Source organism: Endozoicomonas sp. PH6C (genome assembly GCF_059322965.1).
In genome coordinates, this window is record NZ_CP185342.1 from 2,995,661 (window position 1) to 3,008,858 (window position 13,198).

A 13,198-nucleotide genomic window follows, 5' to 3' on the forward strand; every position below is an offset into this window, starting at 1 on the left:
GGCAGGATGTGGGGTGAGTCGGCAGGTTATCGGGGACAGGCGCGCCTTCGCCTAACTCTGAATTGGAAAGCTGAATATGCCGGCAAATGATCGACAACCGAAATACAAGCGCATTTTGCTTAAGCTCAGTGGCGAGGCCCTTCAGGGAGCGGGGGACTTTGGCATTGATCCCAGTGTTCTTGACAGAATGGCTCTGGAAATTGGCCAGCTGGTCGGTATCGGCGTTCAGGTCGGTATCGTGATCGGTGGTGGAAACCTTTTTCGTGGCGCAGCGCTGAGTGCCGCTGGCCTTGACCGTGTGACTGGTGACCATATGGGGATGCTGGCCACAGTTATGAATGCTCTGGCTATGCGTGATGCCCTTGAGCGTTCAAACATCAACACCCGGGTCATGTCTTCCATTCCGATGGATGGTGTTGTAGAGCACTATGACCATCGTCGTGCAATACGCTACCTCAATGGTGGCGATGTAGTGATTTTTTCAGCGGGTACCGGCAATCCTTTCTTTACAACAGACTCTGCAGCCTGCCTTCGCGGTATTGAGGTTGAGTCCGATGTTGTGCTGAAAGCAACCAAGGTTGACGGTATCTATGACAAGGATCCGGTTAAACATTCTGATGCAGTAAAATTTGAATCCCTGACCTATGATGATGTGCTCGAGCGCAAACTCGGCGTAATGGATTTGACTGCGATCTGTCTGGTCCGTGATCAGCAGATGCCCGTTCGGGTTTTCAATATGAATAAATCCGGTGCTCTGCTCAATGCAGTGGTAGGTGGCGAAGAAGGAACACTGGTGAGTGGGGTGGAAAATGATTGAAGAAATTAAGCAAGATGCGCAGGAGCGCATGAGCAAGAGTGTTGACTCTCTGGACAGTGCATTTGCCAAAATTCGTACTGGCCGCGCTCACCCGAGTCTGCTCGATAGTGTCAGGGTCTCTTATTATGGCTCCGAGACGCCATTGAGCCAGGTGTCTAACATTTCTACTGAAGATGCCAGGACTCTGGCTGTCCGCGTCTGGGAAAAGCAGATGGTTCCTGATGTAGAAAAAGCGATCCTGAAATCTGATCTGGGTCTGAATCCTTCCACTGCCGGTGAAGTGATTCGTATCCCTCTGCCTCCCCTGACTGAAGAAACCCGGAAGGGCTACACCCGTCAGGCACGTCAGGAAGCTGAAAACGCTAAAATTGCTATTCGCAATATTCGTCGTGATGCGCTGGCCGATATCAAGGAGCTGGAAAAGGAAAAAGAAATCAGTGAAGACGATGAGCGTCGTGCACAGGACGATATCCAGAAGTTAACTGATAAATACATTGCGGCAGTAGATGCGGCGTTGGCCAGCAAGGAAAAGGACCTGATGGAAGTTTGAGCGCTTCATCTTCTAATTGATTGGTTATAGACAGTCATGAGCGAAGAAAATCAATCTGTGTCAATCTGGATATAGCAGTCTCACTTTAATTGCAAATGTGGTTATTGTGGTGCTGTCGTCAGCTCTGTGTCATTGGCATGGCTGTGTTTCCTTAACATGGCTGTTTGATCGCTCCTCTTAATGTCTCATTTGATCAGGGATGGTGTTTCTCAGGTGGATTTGTGTATCTGTTCTGAGGTGTTAGGAGTGGCACTTTGCTGGCGTTTACAATTTGCAGTGAACGCTTCCGGAGTGCTGCAAATAAATTGTATTTTCAGATCAACAAAATAGTGAATGGCCATGAAATCGCAAGAGGAAATCGGCAGCCTTAAGGAAGTACCAGTTCAGAAGTTGCCCCGCCATGTGGCCATCATTCTGGATGGAAATAACCGCTGGGCGAAACGGCGACTGCTTCCGAGTCTTGCCGGCCATCGAGCGGGTCTGAAAGCAGTCAGAGAAGTCATTGAAGCCTGCGGTGAAGCAGGTATTGAAGTTCTGACTCTTTTCGCTTTCAGCAGTGAAAACTGGAACCGGCCGAAGAGTGAAGTGGATGGCTTGATGGAGTTGTTTCTGAGAACGCTGCGCAAGGAAACCGCTAAGCTCAAGAAAAATAATATCAGACTGAAGATTATAGGCGACATTAGTCGTTTTAGTCCGGACATACAGGCACATATTGCTGAAGCAGAAGCTTTGACTGCTGACGAAGCGAAAGTGACTCTGGTGATTGCTGCCAATTACGGCGGAATGTGGGATATTGCCCAGTCTGCCCGCAAAGTGGCTAACATGGTAGAGCAGGGGGAGATATCCGCTGACCAGGTTGATGAGTCGTTAATTGGTCAGCATTTGAGTACAGTGGGTATACCCGAGCCTGATCTACTCATCAGAACCAGTGGTGAACAGCGTATCAGTAACTTTCTTTTATGGCAGTGTGCCTACAGCGAATTTTATTTTACCAAAACCTTGTGGCCGGATTTCGATCGCAGGGAGTTTGAGCGTGCGCTCCTGGCTTATGTCAATCGCCAGAGACGATTTGGCAAGACCAGTGAGCAGGTGGAGGCTGAGGCTACGTGTTAAAACAGAGAATTCTAACTGCTGTAGTTCTGGCAGTATTGGCCCTGAGCAGTGTTATTTTTCTTCCTCCCACCGCTTTTTCAGTCCTGATTGCCCTGGTTATCATGCTGGGAGCCTGGGAATGGGCTAATTTGTCCGGCTTTAAAGATGTTTTTGCCCGGGTGGTTTATGTGTTGCTGATCGCTGGGGTCTGCTGGTTTGTGAAAGATATGTCGGCCTATGCACTGCTGACAGTGTCTGTTATCTGGTGGCTGCTGGCATTTGCTCTGGTGAAGAGTTATCCAGCTTCTGCCCGTTTCTGTCAGAGTCGATTGCTCAGGCTGGTGATGGGTGTGTTGACCTTGGTTCCAGCCTGGTTTGCACTCTCAAAACTTAAACTCCATGATCAGCATGGCTGGACCATTATTCTGGTGTTTCTGCTTGTCTGGGCAGCCGATATAGGTGCCTACTTTGCCGGTAAGAATCTTGGTCGTCACAAGCTCGCCGAGAGGGTGAGCCCCAAGAAAACGGTTGAAGGATTGGTCGGTGGGCTACTAATGTCGTTACTGGTGGCGGCCTGTGTGGGCTTGTATTTTGACCTTTCTTTAGCTCGTGGGCTGGGTCTTTTGGTACTTTCAGTTGCTGTTGTTCTGGTTTCCGTATTGGGTGATCTTTTTGAAAGTATGCTCAAGCGTGAGCGCGGTATTAAGGACAGTAGTAATTTACTGCCAGGTCATGGTGGGGTGCTGGATCGAATAGACAGCCTGACGGCGGCTGTGCCGGTCTTTACTCTGGCTCTGATTGTCGGAGGGAGTTAAGCATGCAACAGGTTTGTGTCCTGGGTTCAACCGGGTCTATCGGAAAAAGCACTTTGGACGTCATTGCTCGAAACAATGATCGTTACAGAGTCAGGTCGCTGGTCGCATGTCGAAGTCATGATGCGATGTTGGAGCAGGTGAGGGCGTTTAAGCCGGACTTCGCTGTCATGTCAGATCCTGCTGTTGCCGATCAGTTGCGAGCATCGGTAAAAGCTGAAGGGATTAAAACAGAGGTTCTTGGTGGTAGTCGGTCAGTCGCTCTGATGGCTGCTGATTCAGACATCGATATCGTCATGGCTGCTATTGTCGGAGCCGCAGGTCTGCTGCCTACTCTGGCCGCTGTCAAGGCAGGTAAGAAAGTCTTGCTGGCAAACAAAGAGGCGCTGGTTATGACCGGGGCGCTCTTTATGGATTCGGTAAAAGAGTCTGGTGCCCAGCTGTTGCCAATTGATAGTGAGCACAATGCTATCTTTCAGTGTCTTCCCCATGGTTATAGTGAAGGTCTTCAGGGGGTTGGGGTTCGCAGAATTCTATTAACCGCTTCGGGTGGGCCTTTCAGGGATGCACCGGTAGACACTCTACCTGCTGTTACACCAGCCCAGGCATGTGCTCATCCGAACTGGAGCATGGGGCGAAAGATTTCAGTAGACTCGGCCACCATGATGAACAAGGGGCTTGAGTTTATTGAAGCTTGCTGGCTCTTTGGTGCTCGTCCCTCCCAGGTCGAGGTGCTGATTCATCCGCAGAGTATCATTCATTCTCTGGTGGATTATGAGGATGGCTCAGTTCTGGCACAAATGGGCAATCCGGATATGCGCACACCGATTGCTCATGCAATGGCCTGGCCTGAGCGCGTGCAATCCGGTGTGGAGCCACTTTCTCTGGCCGATATTGGCAGACTGGATTTTCAGAAGCCCTGTATGCAACGTTTCAGATGTTTGCAGCTGGCTCAGGATGCTGCAACTACCGGTGGGACTGCAGCCGCTATGTTAAATGCAGCCAATGAGACGGCTGTGGAAGCCTTCCTGGGTGATCATCTACGTTTTGATCGTATCCCGGAAGTCATTGATGCCACGCTTCAGGCGCTTCAGGTGTTCAGTGCAGGTGATATTGAACAGGTGCTGGATGCTGACCGAAAGGCCAGGTTGCAGGCCAGAACCCAGATTGAACAGTGGCACAAGACAGCTTGATGCTGTCATGGCTTAAATACATATATTTACTGTCATTCTGGCGATATTCTATTTACAGTCGTACATTGAATCATAAAACTCTGTCAACCACTGCTGTCTGCGAGTTCAAGGTCAAAGCAGGCAGGCAGGCGTACCGGAGGTTGGGTAGCGCGAAATGATATTTGGAACTTTGCAAACGTTTTTGGCTTTTGTCATAACGTTAGGAATTCTTGTCAGTATCCATGAGTTTGGCCACTTCTGGGTGGCCCGTCGTTGTGGTGTCAAGGTTCTTCGCTTTTCCGTAGGTTTTGGTAAGCCGCTCTGGAAGCGAACTGATCGTCAGGGGACTGAATACGTAATTGCAGCCATCCCCCTTGGCGGTTATGTCAAGATGCTGGATGAGCGGGAGGGGCCTGTACCTGAATCGGAAAGAGCCTTCGCTTTTAACAACAAGCCTGTCCTGTCCCGGATAGCGATTGTGGCTGCGGGTCCGATCGCTAATTTCTTGCTGGCAATAGCGGCACTGTGGTTAATGTATGTTTTGGGTGTAAAGACTGTGCTGCCGCAGGTTGAAAAAGTATTGCCTGATTCTCCTGCTGCAATAGCCGGTATTCAGCCCGGTGATGAGATTTTAAGAATCGACTCAACAGATACACCCGGATGGCAACAGGTGAATATGGAGCTTTTGTCGTTTATTGGCGACAATCGCTCTGTTGAAATCGTGGTCAGGCCCGGAATCCCTGGTCAAAAGCCTGAAGGCACTGAAGTCATCAGGCAGGTGCCCCTGCATAACTGGCTGGTAGGTCAGGAGGATCTGAATCCCGTCAGGGCACTGGGGATTGTACCTTACTCACCACAACTACCTGCTGTTATCGGTCAGGTTGTTCCGGGCGGTGCTGCTGAGCAGGCAGGCCTCCAGCCCGGAGATAAAATTCTTAAAACCAATGGTGAGCCTGTACAGGATTGGCTGGCATGGGTTAACCTGATTCGTAGTCACTCTGGTAAAACACTGCAGTTAGACGTTGAGCGTAACGGCAGTCTCCAAAGTCTTACCATTACGCCTGGTGAGAAAGAGGTGGAAGGTCAATCTGTGGGTTATATTGGTGCTGGTGTTCAGTCGGTCTCCTGGCCTGACGATATGGTCAGGACCTTGCAGTTTAACCCGCTCTCCGCAGTGCCCAAAGCTATTCAGGCAACGTCAGCTTTGACAGGAATGACGCTTGAGTCGCTGTGGAAGATGGTTGTCGGGCTGGTTTCGGTAAAAAACCTGAGCGGCCCTATTACCATTGCTAAAGTGGCTGGCGCGTCCCTGCAATCAGGACTGGAGAATTTTCTCTATTTCTTGTCCATGTTGAGTGTCAGCCTTGGGGTTTTGAATTTACTGCCCATTCCTGTACTGGATGGAGGACACCTGTTGTTTTATCTGGTGGAGTGGGTCAGAGGGAAACCTCTGTCTGAAAAGGCTCAGATGGTTGGGTTGAAAATTGGGGTGACTCTGGTGGTCAGTGTAATGATGCTGGCTCTTTATAATGACATAAGCCGGCTTTTCTGATGCGACTACCCAGAGTGAAAAATGAACACGGACTAAGAACGGATTCCATGAAGCGATCACTGTTGTCTCTGCTGATTGGCTCAATGGCCTATGCGTCAGGCGCTAATGCTTTTGTAGTGTCTGATATCCGGATTGATGGCCTTCAGAGGGTTTCAGCCGGTACAGTATTTAATGCATTGCCCATAGAGGTTGGGGATGATATTGAATCTGTGCAGATTTCCAGTGCAGCTAAATCTCTGTTCCGCACGGGGTATTTCAAAGATATTCAAATGGCCAGAGACGGTGATACTCTGGTCATTTCGGTTATTGAGCGACCTTCAATCAGTGAAATTGTAATTAAGGGTAACAAAGCCATCAAAACTGATGATCTCAAGCAGGGGCTGAGTAAGTCAGGTCTGGCTGAAGGTGAGATTTTTCAGCAGGCTACCCTGGAGGCTATTCGACTTGAACTGGAGCGTCAATATGTTGCTCAGGGTCGTTATGGAGCCAGTATTACCGCTGATGTTGAAGCTCAGCCCCGTAACCGGGTCAAGCTGACTATCAATGTCAAAGAAGGCAAGGTAGCGACCATCCGACATATCAATGTCGTTGGTAATACGGTTTTCCCTCAGGAAGATGTACTGGGTTTGTTTGAACTCAAAGAGTCGCACTGGCTCTCGTTCTTTGGCTCCAGTGATAAGTATTCCCGGGAAAAACTCTCGGGTGATCTGGAGCGTCTGCGCTCTTACTATCTGGATCGAGGCTACATCAACTTTAATATTCGCTCCACTCAGGTTTCGATTAGTCCTGACAAACAGAGTGTTTTTATCACTGTTAATATTGATGAAGGTGATAAATACTCAATCAGTGATGTCAAGCTGGCGGGCGACTTGATTATCTCTGAAGAAGAGGCCAAAAGCTTGTTGCTGGCCAGACCGGAACAAGTGTTTTCCCGTCGGGTGATTACGACGACAGAAGAAATTCTGAGCAGGCGCCTGGGTAATGAAGGTTATACCTTTGCCAATGTGACAGGTATACCGACTCCGGATCACGAAAAGAAAACCGTTTCCCTGACATTTTTTGTTGATCCTGGTAAACGTGCTTATGTTCGCAGGATCAACTTCACCGGGAATACCAAAACCGAAGATGAAGTTCTGCGTCGTGAGATGCGCCAGATGGAGGGCGCTTCTGCGAACACTCAGAAGATTGAGCAATCCAAGGTGCGTCTGGAACGTCTGGGTTTCTTTAAGTCAGTCAATGTTGAAACACCACCGGTTCCCGGAACCAGTGACCTGATTGACGTGAACTACACCGTTGAAGAGCAGCCTTCGGGCAGTATATCAGCCAGTGTGGGTTTCTCTCAGTCTGACGGCCTGCTTTTGGGCGGCTCTATCAGTCAGAACAATTTCCTGGGGACCGGTAACAAGGTGTCTGTAGGTCTGAACAAAAGTGATGTCAGTCAGCTCTATAACTTCAGCTTTACTGATCCGTATTTCACCGTTGATGGTGTCAGCCGTGGTTTCAACTTGTATCATCGTTCTTATGATTACAGTGATACTGATATCTCGAACTATGCTGCAGATACAACCGGTGCCAATGTTAACTTTGGTTACCCGATTTCGGAAACTCAGACAATCAGTATGGGATTGGGTATTGACGATACCAGTATTACAACGGGGTCAGAAACGCCGGATTATATTCTCAATTATCTGAAGGAGAATGGTGATAGTTTCACAAACGTCAAGACAACGCTGAGTTGGTCCGAAAATGAATTGAATCGGGGCTTGTTGCCGACACGGGGTTACTCTCAAAGTGCATCGGCGCAGGTGACTATTCCGGGGTCGGATGTCAGCTTTTACAAGCTGGTTTATCGTGGCCAGTACTTCTATCCGTTTACCGACTCGCTGACAGGGCGCGTCTCTACCAGAATCGGTTATATCGGTGCCTATGGTGATACCACCGACATACCTTTCTTCGAGCATTTCTATGCGGGTGGCTTTGGCTCTGTTCGTGGCTATAAAGATAACTCCCTGGGTCCTAAGGCCAAAGAGCGGACAGACAATGATTACAACGCCATTGGTGGTGATTTTGTCTTCGAGGGTACCGCTGAAGTGCTCTTCCCTCTGCCTTTTGTGAAAGATCAGCGTTCGCTCAGAACCAGTCTGTTCTTTGATTACGGTAATGTCTTTGATACCAATTGTCCCAGCGGTGATATCAAGGATTGCTCGAAGCCTGATTTTGGTTCGCTTCGTTACAGTGTGGGCGTGGGCCTGACCTGGATTACTCCACTCGGACCGCTGACCTTTAGTCTGGCCAAAGCACTTAATCCCGAGGGAGAGGACGAGACTCAGGTGTTTGCGTTCTCCCTGGGTACGCCTTTCTAAAACCTCTCGTGATTTTATTGAGGGCTGCTTCTGGCATTAGCAGCTCTCAATAAGATTTTCAGAAGCCAATACAATCATACAGGTTGAGCGAGTGTTTCCTCAGCAGTTTTCGGCTCTGATTTCCACCTGATTATTCCTGCGATTCGATAATACCGAAGGATGGTTTTATATATGATGAATGCCCACTTTTTTTGCCAGGAGAAAGAATCAGTTTTTACTGATTCTATACAAGCAGAGCGGTATAAATAGATGCGATATAATACCATTTCATTATAATTAGTGCGTTCTCGCATGTGGCTTTAGGAAAGCTTTGAAGCTGTTTCAGAATTTATCAGGTGATTGTTTCAGGCTTTAGAGAGTTTCTGGTATACAAAGGTATACTCTGTTTTGGACTTTGCGTTTTTATTCAGGAGAAAGAACTTGAAATCGATCAAATTGGCGTTTGTTGCTCTGCTGCTGTTATCTCCATTGGCTCAGGCACAAAAAATCGCTGTTGTGGATTCTGAGATGGCTGTTCTGGAGTCAGACGCTGCCAAAAAATATGCCAAAGAAGCTGAAAAGATGTTTGCTCCTAAAATCAAACAGCTCAAAGCACTGCAGGAAGAAATCAGAGTAATGGAGCAAAAACTGCAGAAAGATGGTCCTACTTTAACCGAGGGCCAGCGTGAGAATCGTCAGGTCCAGATCAAGCGTAAGTTTGAAGATCTGCAACTGCAAGATCGACAGCTGCGAAGCGAAAAAGCCCGTTCTGACCAGACCGAACTGGGTAAGCTGAGACCGAAGCTTGATAAAGCGATTGAGGAAGTGTCTAAAGAGCAGGACTATGATCTGGTTCTGGAGCGTGGTGCTGCGCGTTTCGTTAAGCCTGGTTTTGATATCACCCGTAAGGTGATTGAGCGCATGAATAAGTTGAAGTAATTCATGAAACAGTCTTTTTCCTTTACCTTGTCTGAGCTGGCTGACAGAGTGGCTGCTGAACTCAAGGGTGATGGTGAGGAGTGTATCTCTGGCCTGAATACCCTTCAGGATGCTGTTGCTGGTGAGCTGGCCTTTTTAGCGAATCCCGCCTACGCTCGCTACCTGGAGACTACAGGGGCCAGTGCGGTTATTCTGGCACCCGCTCAGGCTGAAGCCTGGGCCGGGAATGCATTGATTCTGGATAATCCTTATCTGGGGTATGCTTCTCTTTCTCATCTGTTTGATACTGATAAGGGGTTGCCTGAAGGTATCCATTCCTCCGCAGTTATTGCTTCAGACGCCGCGATTCATCCAACGGCCGCAATAGGCCCAAAAGTAGTGATTGAGTCCGGAGTTCAGATCTCTGAGGGTGTTCGAATTGATGCCGGTGCTGTGATTGGTCATGACACTGTGATCGGTAAGAACAGTCATATTTGTCGAAATGTTTCAGTCTGTCACGGTGTCTTTATTGGTGAGCGCAGTATTATTCATGCTAATGCTGTTATCGGGGCCGATGGCTTTGGCAACGCCCGATTGGACGGGCAGTGGCATAAAATAGCCCAGATCGGTGGAGTAGTTATCGGTAACAATGTGGAGATTGGTTCCTGCACCTGTATCGATCGAGGCGCATTGGGGGACACGGTGATACACGACGGAGTCAGAATCGACAATCTTGTGCAGATCGCTCATAACGTGATAATAGGAAAGCATACTGCTATTGCTGCCAATGTCGGTATTTCCGGTAGTACCAGGGTTGGTGAATATTGCACCATTGCTGGTGCTTCGGGTCTTGCGGGTCATATCACCATTGCTGATCATGTTCATCTCTCTGGAATGGCAATGGTCACCAAATCCATATCCCGTTCTGGTGCCTATGCATCCGGGACAGGCATCATGGATGCGGGGGAGTGGAGAAAGAACGCGGTCCGCTTCAGGAGACTTGATGATATGGCCAAACGACTGAAACGGTGCGAGCGCCGACTCGAAGAATGAAACCCGTTTGATGTGCCGCACGTTCGGTATCTATCAGCAAGAGGCTGGTTTATCAGTCTCTTGCTGTATTTCCTGATCATCCTGTCATGCCCGGTGATCAGGTTTTGCTGAGGGCTTAATTTCTGGCCATGAAAAGAAATGTCTGGAAGTTCTCCTGTCAGGGGGAGGTTGATGGTAAGATAGCCCGCTGTGCTGAAATAACCTGTGCAAGAAAGGAACTATAGTCTTGATTGATTCCCGTTCCAGCCAAGAATCAAATGCTGTTCTGGATGAATTGATCCATCCGACAGCCATTATTGATCCGCGTGCTGCTTTGGCACCGGACGTAAAGGTCGGACCCTATGCCATTGTTGGTGCAAACGTTGAAATTGACTCTGGAACAGAAATTCATGCCCATGCTGTTGTCAAGGGGCACACCAAAATAGGCAGAAATAACCGCATTTTCCAGTTCGCCAGTGTTGGTGAAGATTGTCAGGACCTGAAGTACGCAGGCGAAACGACCTGGCTTGAAATTGGTGACAATAATGTGATCCGTGAGGGTTGTACTATTCATCGGGGGACTTCCCAGGATAATTCGATTACCCGCATTGGCAGCAATAACCTGTTGATGGCCTACGTTCATGTGGCCCATGACTGCATCGTTGGTAATAACATTATCCTGGCCAATAACGCTACGCTGGCCGGTCATGTCAGGATTGGTGATGGGGTCATCCTGGGAGGGTTCACCACCGTGCATCAGTTTTGTGTTATTGGTGATTTCAGTATGAGTGCTGCTCATACAGCTCTCTTCAAGGATGTTCCTGCATTCGTGATGGTCAGTGGTAACCCGGCCAAGGCTCACGGCATGAATTTTGAGGGGATGAGGCGTCGTGGTTACAGTTCGGAACTGATCCGTGAATTGCGTCAATGTTACAAGTTGATCTACCGGCAGGGTCTGCGGACTAATGAGGCACTGGACAGGCTTGAATCCATGAAAAAACAGCCCCAAATCCAGTTGCTTATTGACTCTTTGAAAGCGTCAACCCGAGGTATCACGCGCTGATTTTCGAAGTCAGTCTTTCCCTGCCAGCCACATATTTTTCACGGTAAATAGGAATGTCCAGAACACTGTCATTTGCTCTGGTGGCCGGGGAGGCCTCGGGTGATCTGCTGGGAGCAGCGCTGATCAGAAAGATCAAATGCCATCACCCCGATGCCCGATGCTATGGGATTGGTGGTCCAATGATGATCGCTGAAGGGTTTGAGAGTCTTTTCCCCATGGAGAGGCTTTCAGTAATGGGGCTTGTTGAGGTGCTGGGGCGGCTGAGAGAGCTATTAGGTATTCGCAAGCAGCTGAAAGAAACTTTCATGGCAGAAAAACCAGACGTTTTTATCGGGATTGATGCGCCTGACTTTAACCTGGCTTTGGAAAAGTACCTTAAATCCAATGAGATACCTACAGTTCATTATGTAAGTCCTCAGGTTTGGGCATGGCGAGAAGGCCGATTGAAGAAAATTCGGTGTGCCGTTGATCATATGCTCGCGCTTCTCCCGTTTGAGGCAGATTACTATCAGGGGCATGGGGTTCCGGTCACTTTTGTTGGTCATCCGCTGGCCGATCAAGTGGCCTGGGAGCCGGACGCGGTTGCAGCTCGGCGCTCACTGGGAATGGATGAAGAAGGGCTTGTGGTCGCCTTATTGCCGGGCAGTCGAAAAGCTGAAGTATCCCGTTTGGGGGAGCTTTTTTTAAACACTGCGCGCCTGCTAAAGAAAGACCATCCCGATATTCGGTTCGTCATTCCCTGTGCCAATGAAAAGAGAAAGTTGCAGTTGCTACCCATGCTGGAAGATTTTCCAGATCTGAATGTCACGGTTGCCGTCGGTAAAACTTCTGAGATGATGGCGGCAGCCAATGCGATTTTGATCGCTTCAGGAACGGCTACTCTGGAGGCAGCTTTACATAAGAGGCCTATGGTGATCAGCTATCGAATGGCGTCACTGAGTTTTGCGATTCTCTGCCGTTTGGTAAAAGTTGAACATGTTGGCCTGCCGAATTTGTTGGCGAGCGAGCCCTGTGTACCTGAGCTGCTGCAAGACGAAGCGACCTCTGAAAAGCTTCATGAAGCCATGGCCAGGGCATTAGACGATCAGGAGTGGCGAAGTCATCTGGTTCAGGAATTTACAGCGATTCATAAAACCCTCAAACGTGATGCCAGTGCTCTGGCCTATGATGCGGTGATGTCGGTAGTAGGAAAATACGATGCAACAAAATGAGCTGGGTTTTTTTGCTGTCCCCGAGACCGTTACACAGGTTTGTGGTGTCGACGAGGTGGGTCGGGGCCCACTCTGCGGTCCGGTGGTGACCGCCGCTGTCATTCTGGACCCTGATAATCCCATAGCCGGGCTTAATGATTCCAAGAAACTGTCTGAAAAGAAACGTGATGCGCTCTTTAAAGAAATCAAAGAGAAAGCACTGGCCTGGTCCATCGGCAGGGCTGAAGTTCATGAGATCGATGAACTGAATATTCTTCATGCCACTATGCTGGCCATGCAGAGAGCGGTTGCAGGCCTTTCAGTGAAGCCGGAACTGGCCCTGATCGATGGTAATCGTTGTCCTGATCTGCCCTGTCCTGCTGAGGCTGTGGTGAAAGGTGATGGTTCTGTTCCGGAGATTGGGGCAGCTTCTATTCTGGCAAAAGTAACACGTGATCGTGAAATGGTTGAGTTGGAGAAGCACTATCCCGGTTACGGGATTGCCGGTCACAAAGGTTATCCAACCAGAGTTCATATGGATGCCCTGAAAAAGCTTGGAGCGACGCCTATCCATCGTCGTTCGTTCAAGCCTGTCCGTGATGCATTGGAGGCATCGGGGTTATAACGAGCTGGCAGTTAACATGGCTCCGTTGTTAGA

At 49.1% G+C, this 13,198-nt stretch carries 12 protein-coding genes; all 12 read left to right on the forward strand.

Going from position 1 to position 13,198, the window contains the following annotated elements; translation table 11 throughout:
* The first annotated feature begins 76 nt into the window (after positions 1 to 76).
* The 12 genes from pyrH to rnhB all read left to right on the forward strand — a co-directional run bounded on the left by pyrH (position 77) and on the right by rnhB (position 13,165).
* Positions 77 to 817 (forward strand): UMP kinase, encoded by a 741-nt coding sequence (gene pyrH, locus ACOMG9_RS11230; protein ID WP_448216972.1) that lies wholly within the window; start codon positions 77 to 79, stop codon positions 815 to 817.
* Positions 810 to 1,367, forward strand: coding sequence for a ribosome recycling factor (gene frr, locus ACOMG9_RS11235; protein WP_448216973.1), 558 nt, complete (start codon positions 810 to 812; stop codon positions 1,365 to 1,367). The genes pyrH and frr overlap by 8 nt, the downstream gene beginning before the upstream one ends.
* Positions 1,368 to 1,706: 339 nt before the next feature.
* A complete protein-coding gene (gene uppS, locus ACOMG9_RS11240; RefSeq protein ID WP_448216974.1) occupies positions 1,707 to 2,480 on the forward strand; it encodes a polyprenyl diphosphate synthase in 774 nt (257 codons plus the stop codon).
* On the forward strand, positions 2,474 to 3,274 hold the full coding sequence (locus ACOMG9_RS11245; protein WP_422133629.1) for a phosphatidate cytidylyltransferase: 801 nt from the start codon (positions 2,474 to 2,476) through the stop codon (positions 3,272 to 3,274). Before uppS ends, ACOMG9_RS11245 begins: the two co-directional genes overlap by 7 nt.
* Positions 3,275 to 3,276: 2 nt before the next feature.
* Positions 3,277 to 4,464: a 1-deoxy-D-xylulose-5-phosphate reductoisomerase gene (ispC, locus tag ACOMG9_RS11250; RefSeq protein WP_422137898.1), complete on the forward strand. Its 1,188-nt coding sequence runs from the start codon at positions 3,277 to 3,279 to the stop codon at positions 4,462 to 4,464.
* Positions 4,465 to 4,618: 154 nt separating this feature from the next.
* Positions 4,619 to 5,995, forward strand: coding sequence for a sigma E protease regulator RseP (gene rseP, locus ACOMG9_RS11255; RefSeq protein WP_422133631.1), 1,377 nt, complete (start codon positions 4,619 to 4,621; stop codon positions 5,993 to 5,995).
* 47 nt (positions 5,996 to 6,042) lie between these two features.
* Positions 6,043 to 8,358, forward strand: coding sequence for an outer membrane protein assembly factor BamA (gene bamA, locus ACOMG9_RS11260; protein WP_494530263.1), 2,316 nt, complete (start codon positions 6,043 to 6,045; stop codon positions 8,356 to 8,358).
* Between the two features lie 420 nt (positions 8,359 to 8,778).
* Positions 8,779 to 9,276, forward strand: coding sequence for an OmpH/Skp family outer membrane protein (locus tag ACOMG9_RS11265; protein WP_317141682.1), 498 nt, complete (start codon positions 8,779 to 8,781; stop codon positions 9,274 to 9,276).
* Between the two features lie 3 nt (positions 9,277 to 9,279).
* Complete coding sequence (lpxD, locus tag ACOMG9_RS11270; protein ID WP_422133634.1) at positions 9,280 to 10,308, forward strand: UDP-3-O-(3-hydroxymyristoyl)glucosamine N-acyltransferase; 1,029 nt, start codon at positions 9,280 to 9,282, stop codon at positions 10,306 to 10,308.
* Between the two features lie 274 nt (positions 10,309 to 10,582).
* On the forward strand, positions 10,583 to 11,350 hold the full coding sequence (gene lpxA, locus ACOMG9_RS11275; RefSeq protein ID WP_448218635.1) for an acyl-ACP--UDP-N-acetylglucosamine O-acyltransferase: 768 nt from the start codon (positions 10,583 to 10,585) through the stop codon (positions 11,348 to 11,350).
* A 53-nt stretch (positions 11,351 to 11,403) separates the two neighbouring features.
* A complete protein-coding gene (gene lpxB, locus ACOMG9_RS11280; protein WP_494530264.1) occupies positions 11,404 to 12,561 on the forward strand; it encodes a lipid-A-disaccharide synthase in 1,158 nt (385 codons plus the stop codon).
* Positions 12,548 to 13,165: a ribonuclease HII gene (gene rnhB / locus ACOMG9_RS11285; protein ID WP_448216978.1), complete on the forward strand. Its 618-nt coding sequence runs from the start codon at positions 12,548 to 12,550 to the stop codon at positions 13,163 to 13,165. Before lpxB ends, rnhB begins: the two co-directional genes overlap by 14 nt.
* The last annotated feature ends 33 nt before the right edge of the window (positions 13,166 to 13,198 follow it).

What these genes read in the sequence shown, in the direction of transcription:
- pyrH (WP_448216972.1), top strand. Translation starts at nt 77, where the DNA reads ATGCCGGCAAATGATCGACAACCGAAATACAAGCGCATTTTGCTTAAG.
- frr (WP_448216973.1), top strand. Translation starts at nt 810, where the DNA reads ATGATTGAAGAAATTAAGCAAGATGCGCAGGAGCGCATGAGCAAGAGT.
- uppS (WP_448216974.1), top strand. Translation starts at nt 1,707, where the DNA reads ATGAAATCGCAAGAGGAAATCGGCAGCCTTAAGGAAGTACCAGTTCAG.
- ispC (WP_422137898.1), top strand. Translation starts at nt 3,277, where the DNA reads ATGCAACAGGTTTGTGTCCTGGGTTCAACCGGGTCTATCGGAAAAAGC.
- rseP (WP_422133631.1), top strand. Translation starts at nt 4,619, where the DNA reads ATGATATTTGGAACTTTGCAAACGTTTTTGGCTTTTGTCATAACGTTA.
- bamA (WP_494530263.1), top strand. Translation starts at nt 6,043, where the DNA reads ATGAAGCGATCACTGTTGTCTCTGCTGATTGGCTCAATGGCCTATGCG.
- lpxD (WP_422133634.1), top strand. Translation starts at nt 9,280, where the DNA reads ATGAAACAGTCTTTTTCCTTTACCTTGTCTGAGCTGGCTGACAGAGTG.
- lpxB (WP_494530264.1), top strand. Translation starts at nt 11,404, where the DNA reads ATGTCCAGAACACTGTCATTTGCTCTGGTGGCCGGGGAGGCCTCGGGT.
- rnhB (WP_448216978.1), top strand. Translation starts at nt 12,548, where the DNA reads ATGCAACAAAATGAGCTGGGTTTTTTTGCTGTCCCCGAGACCGTTACA.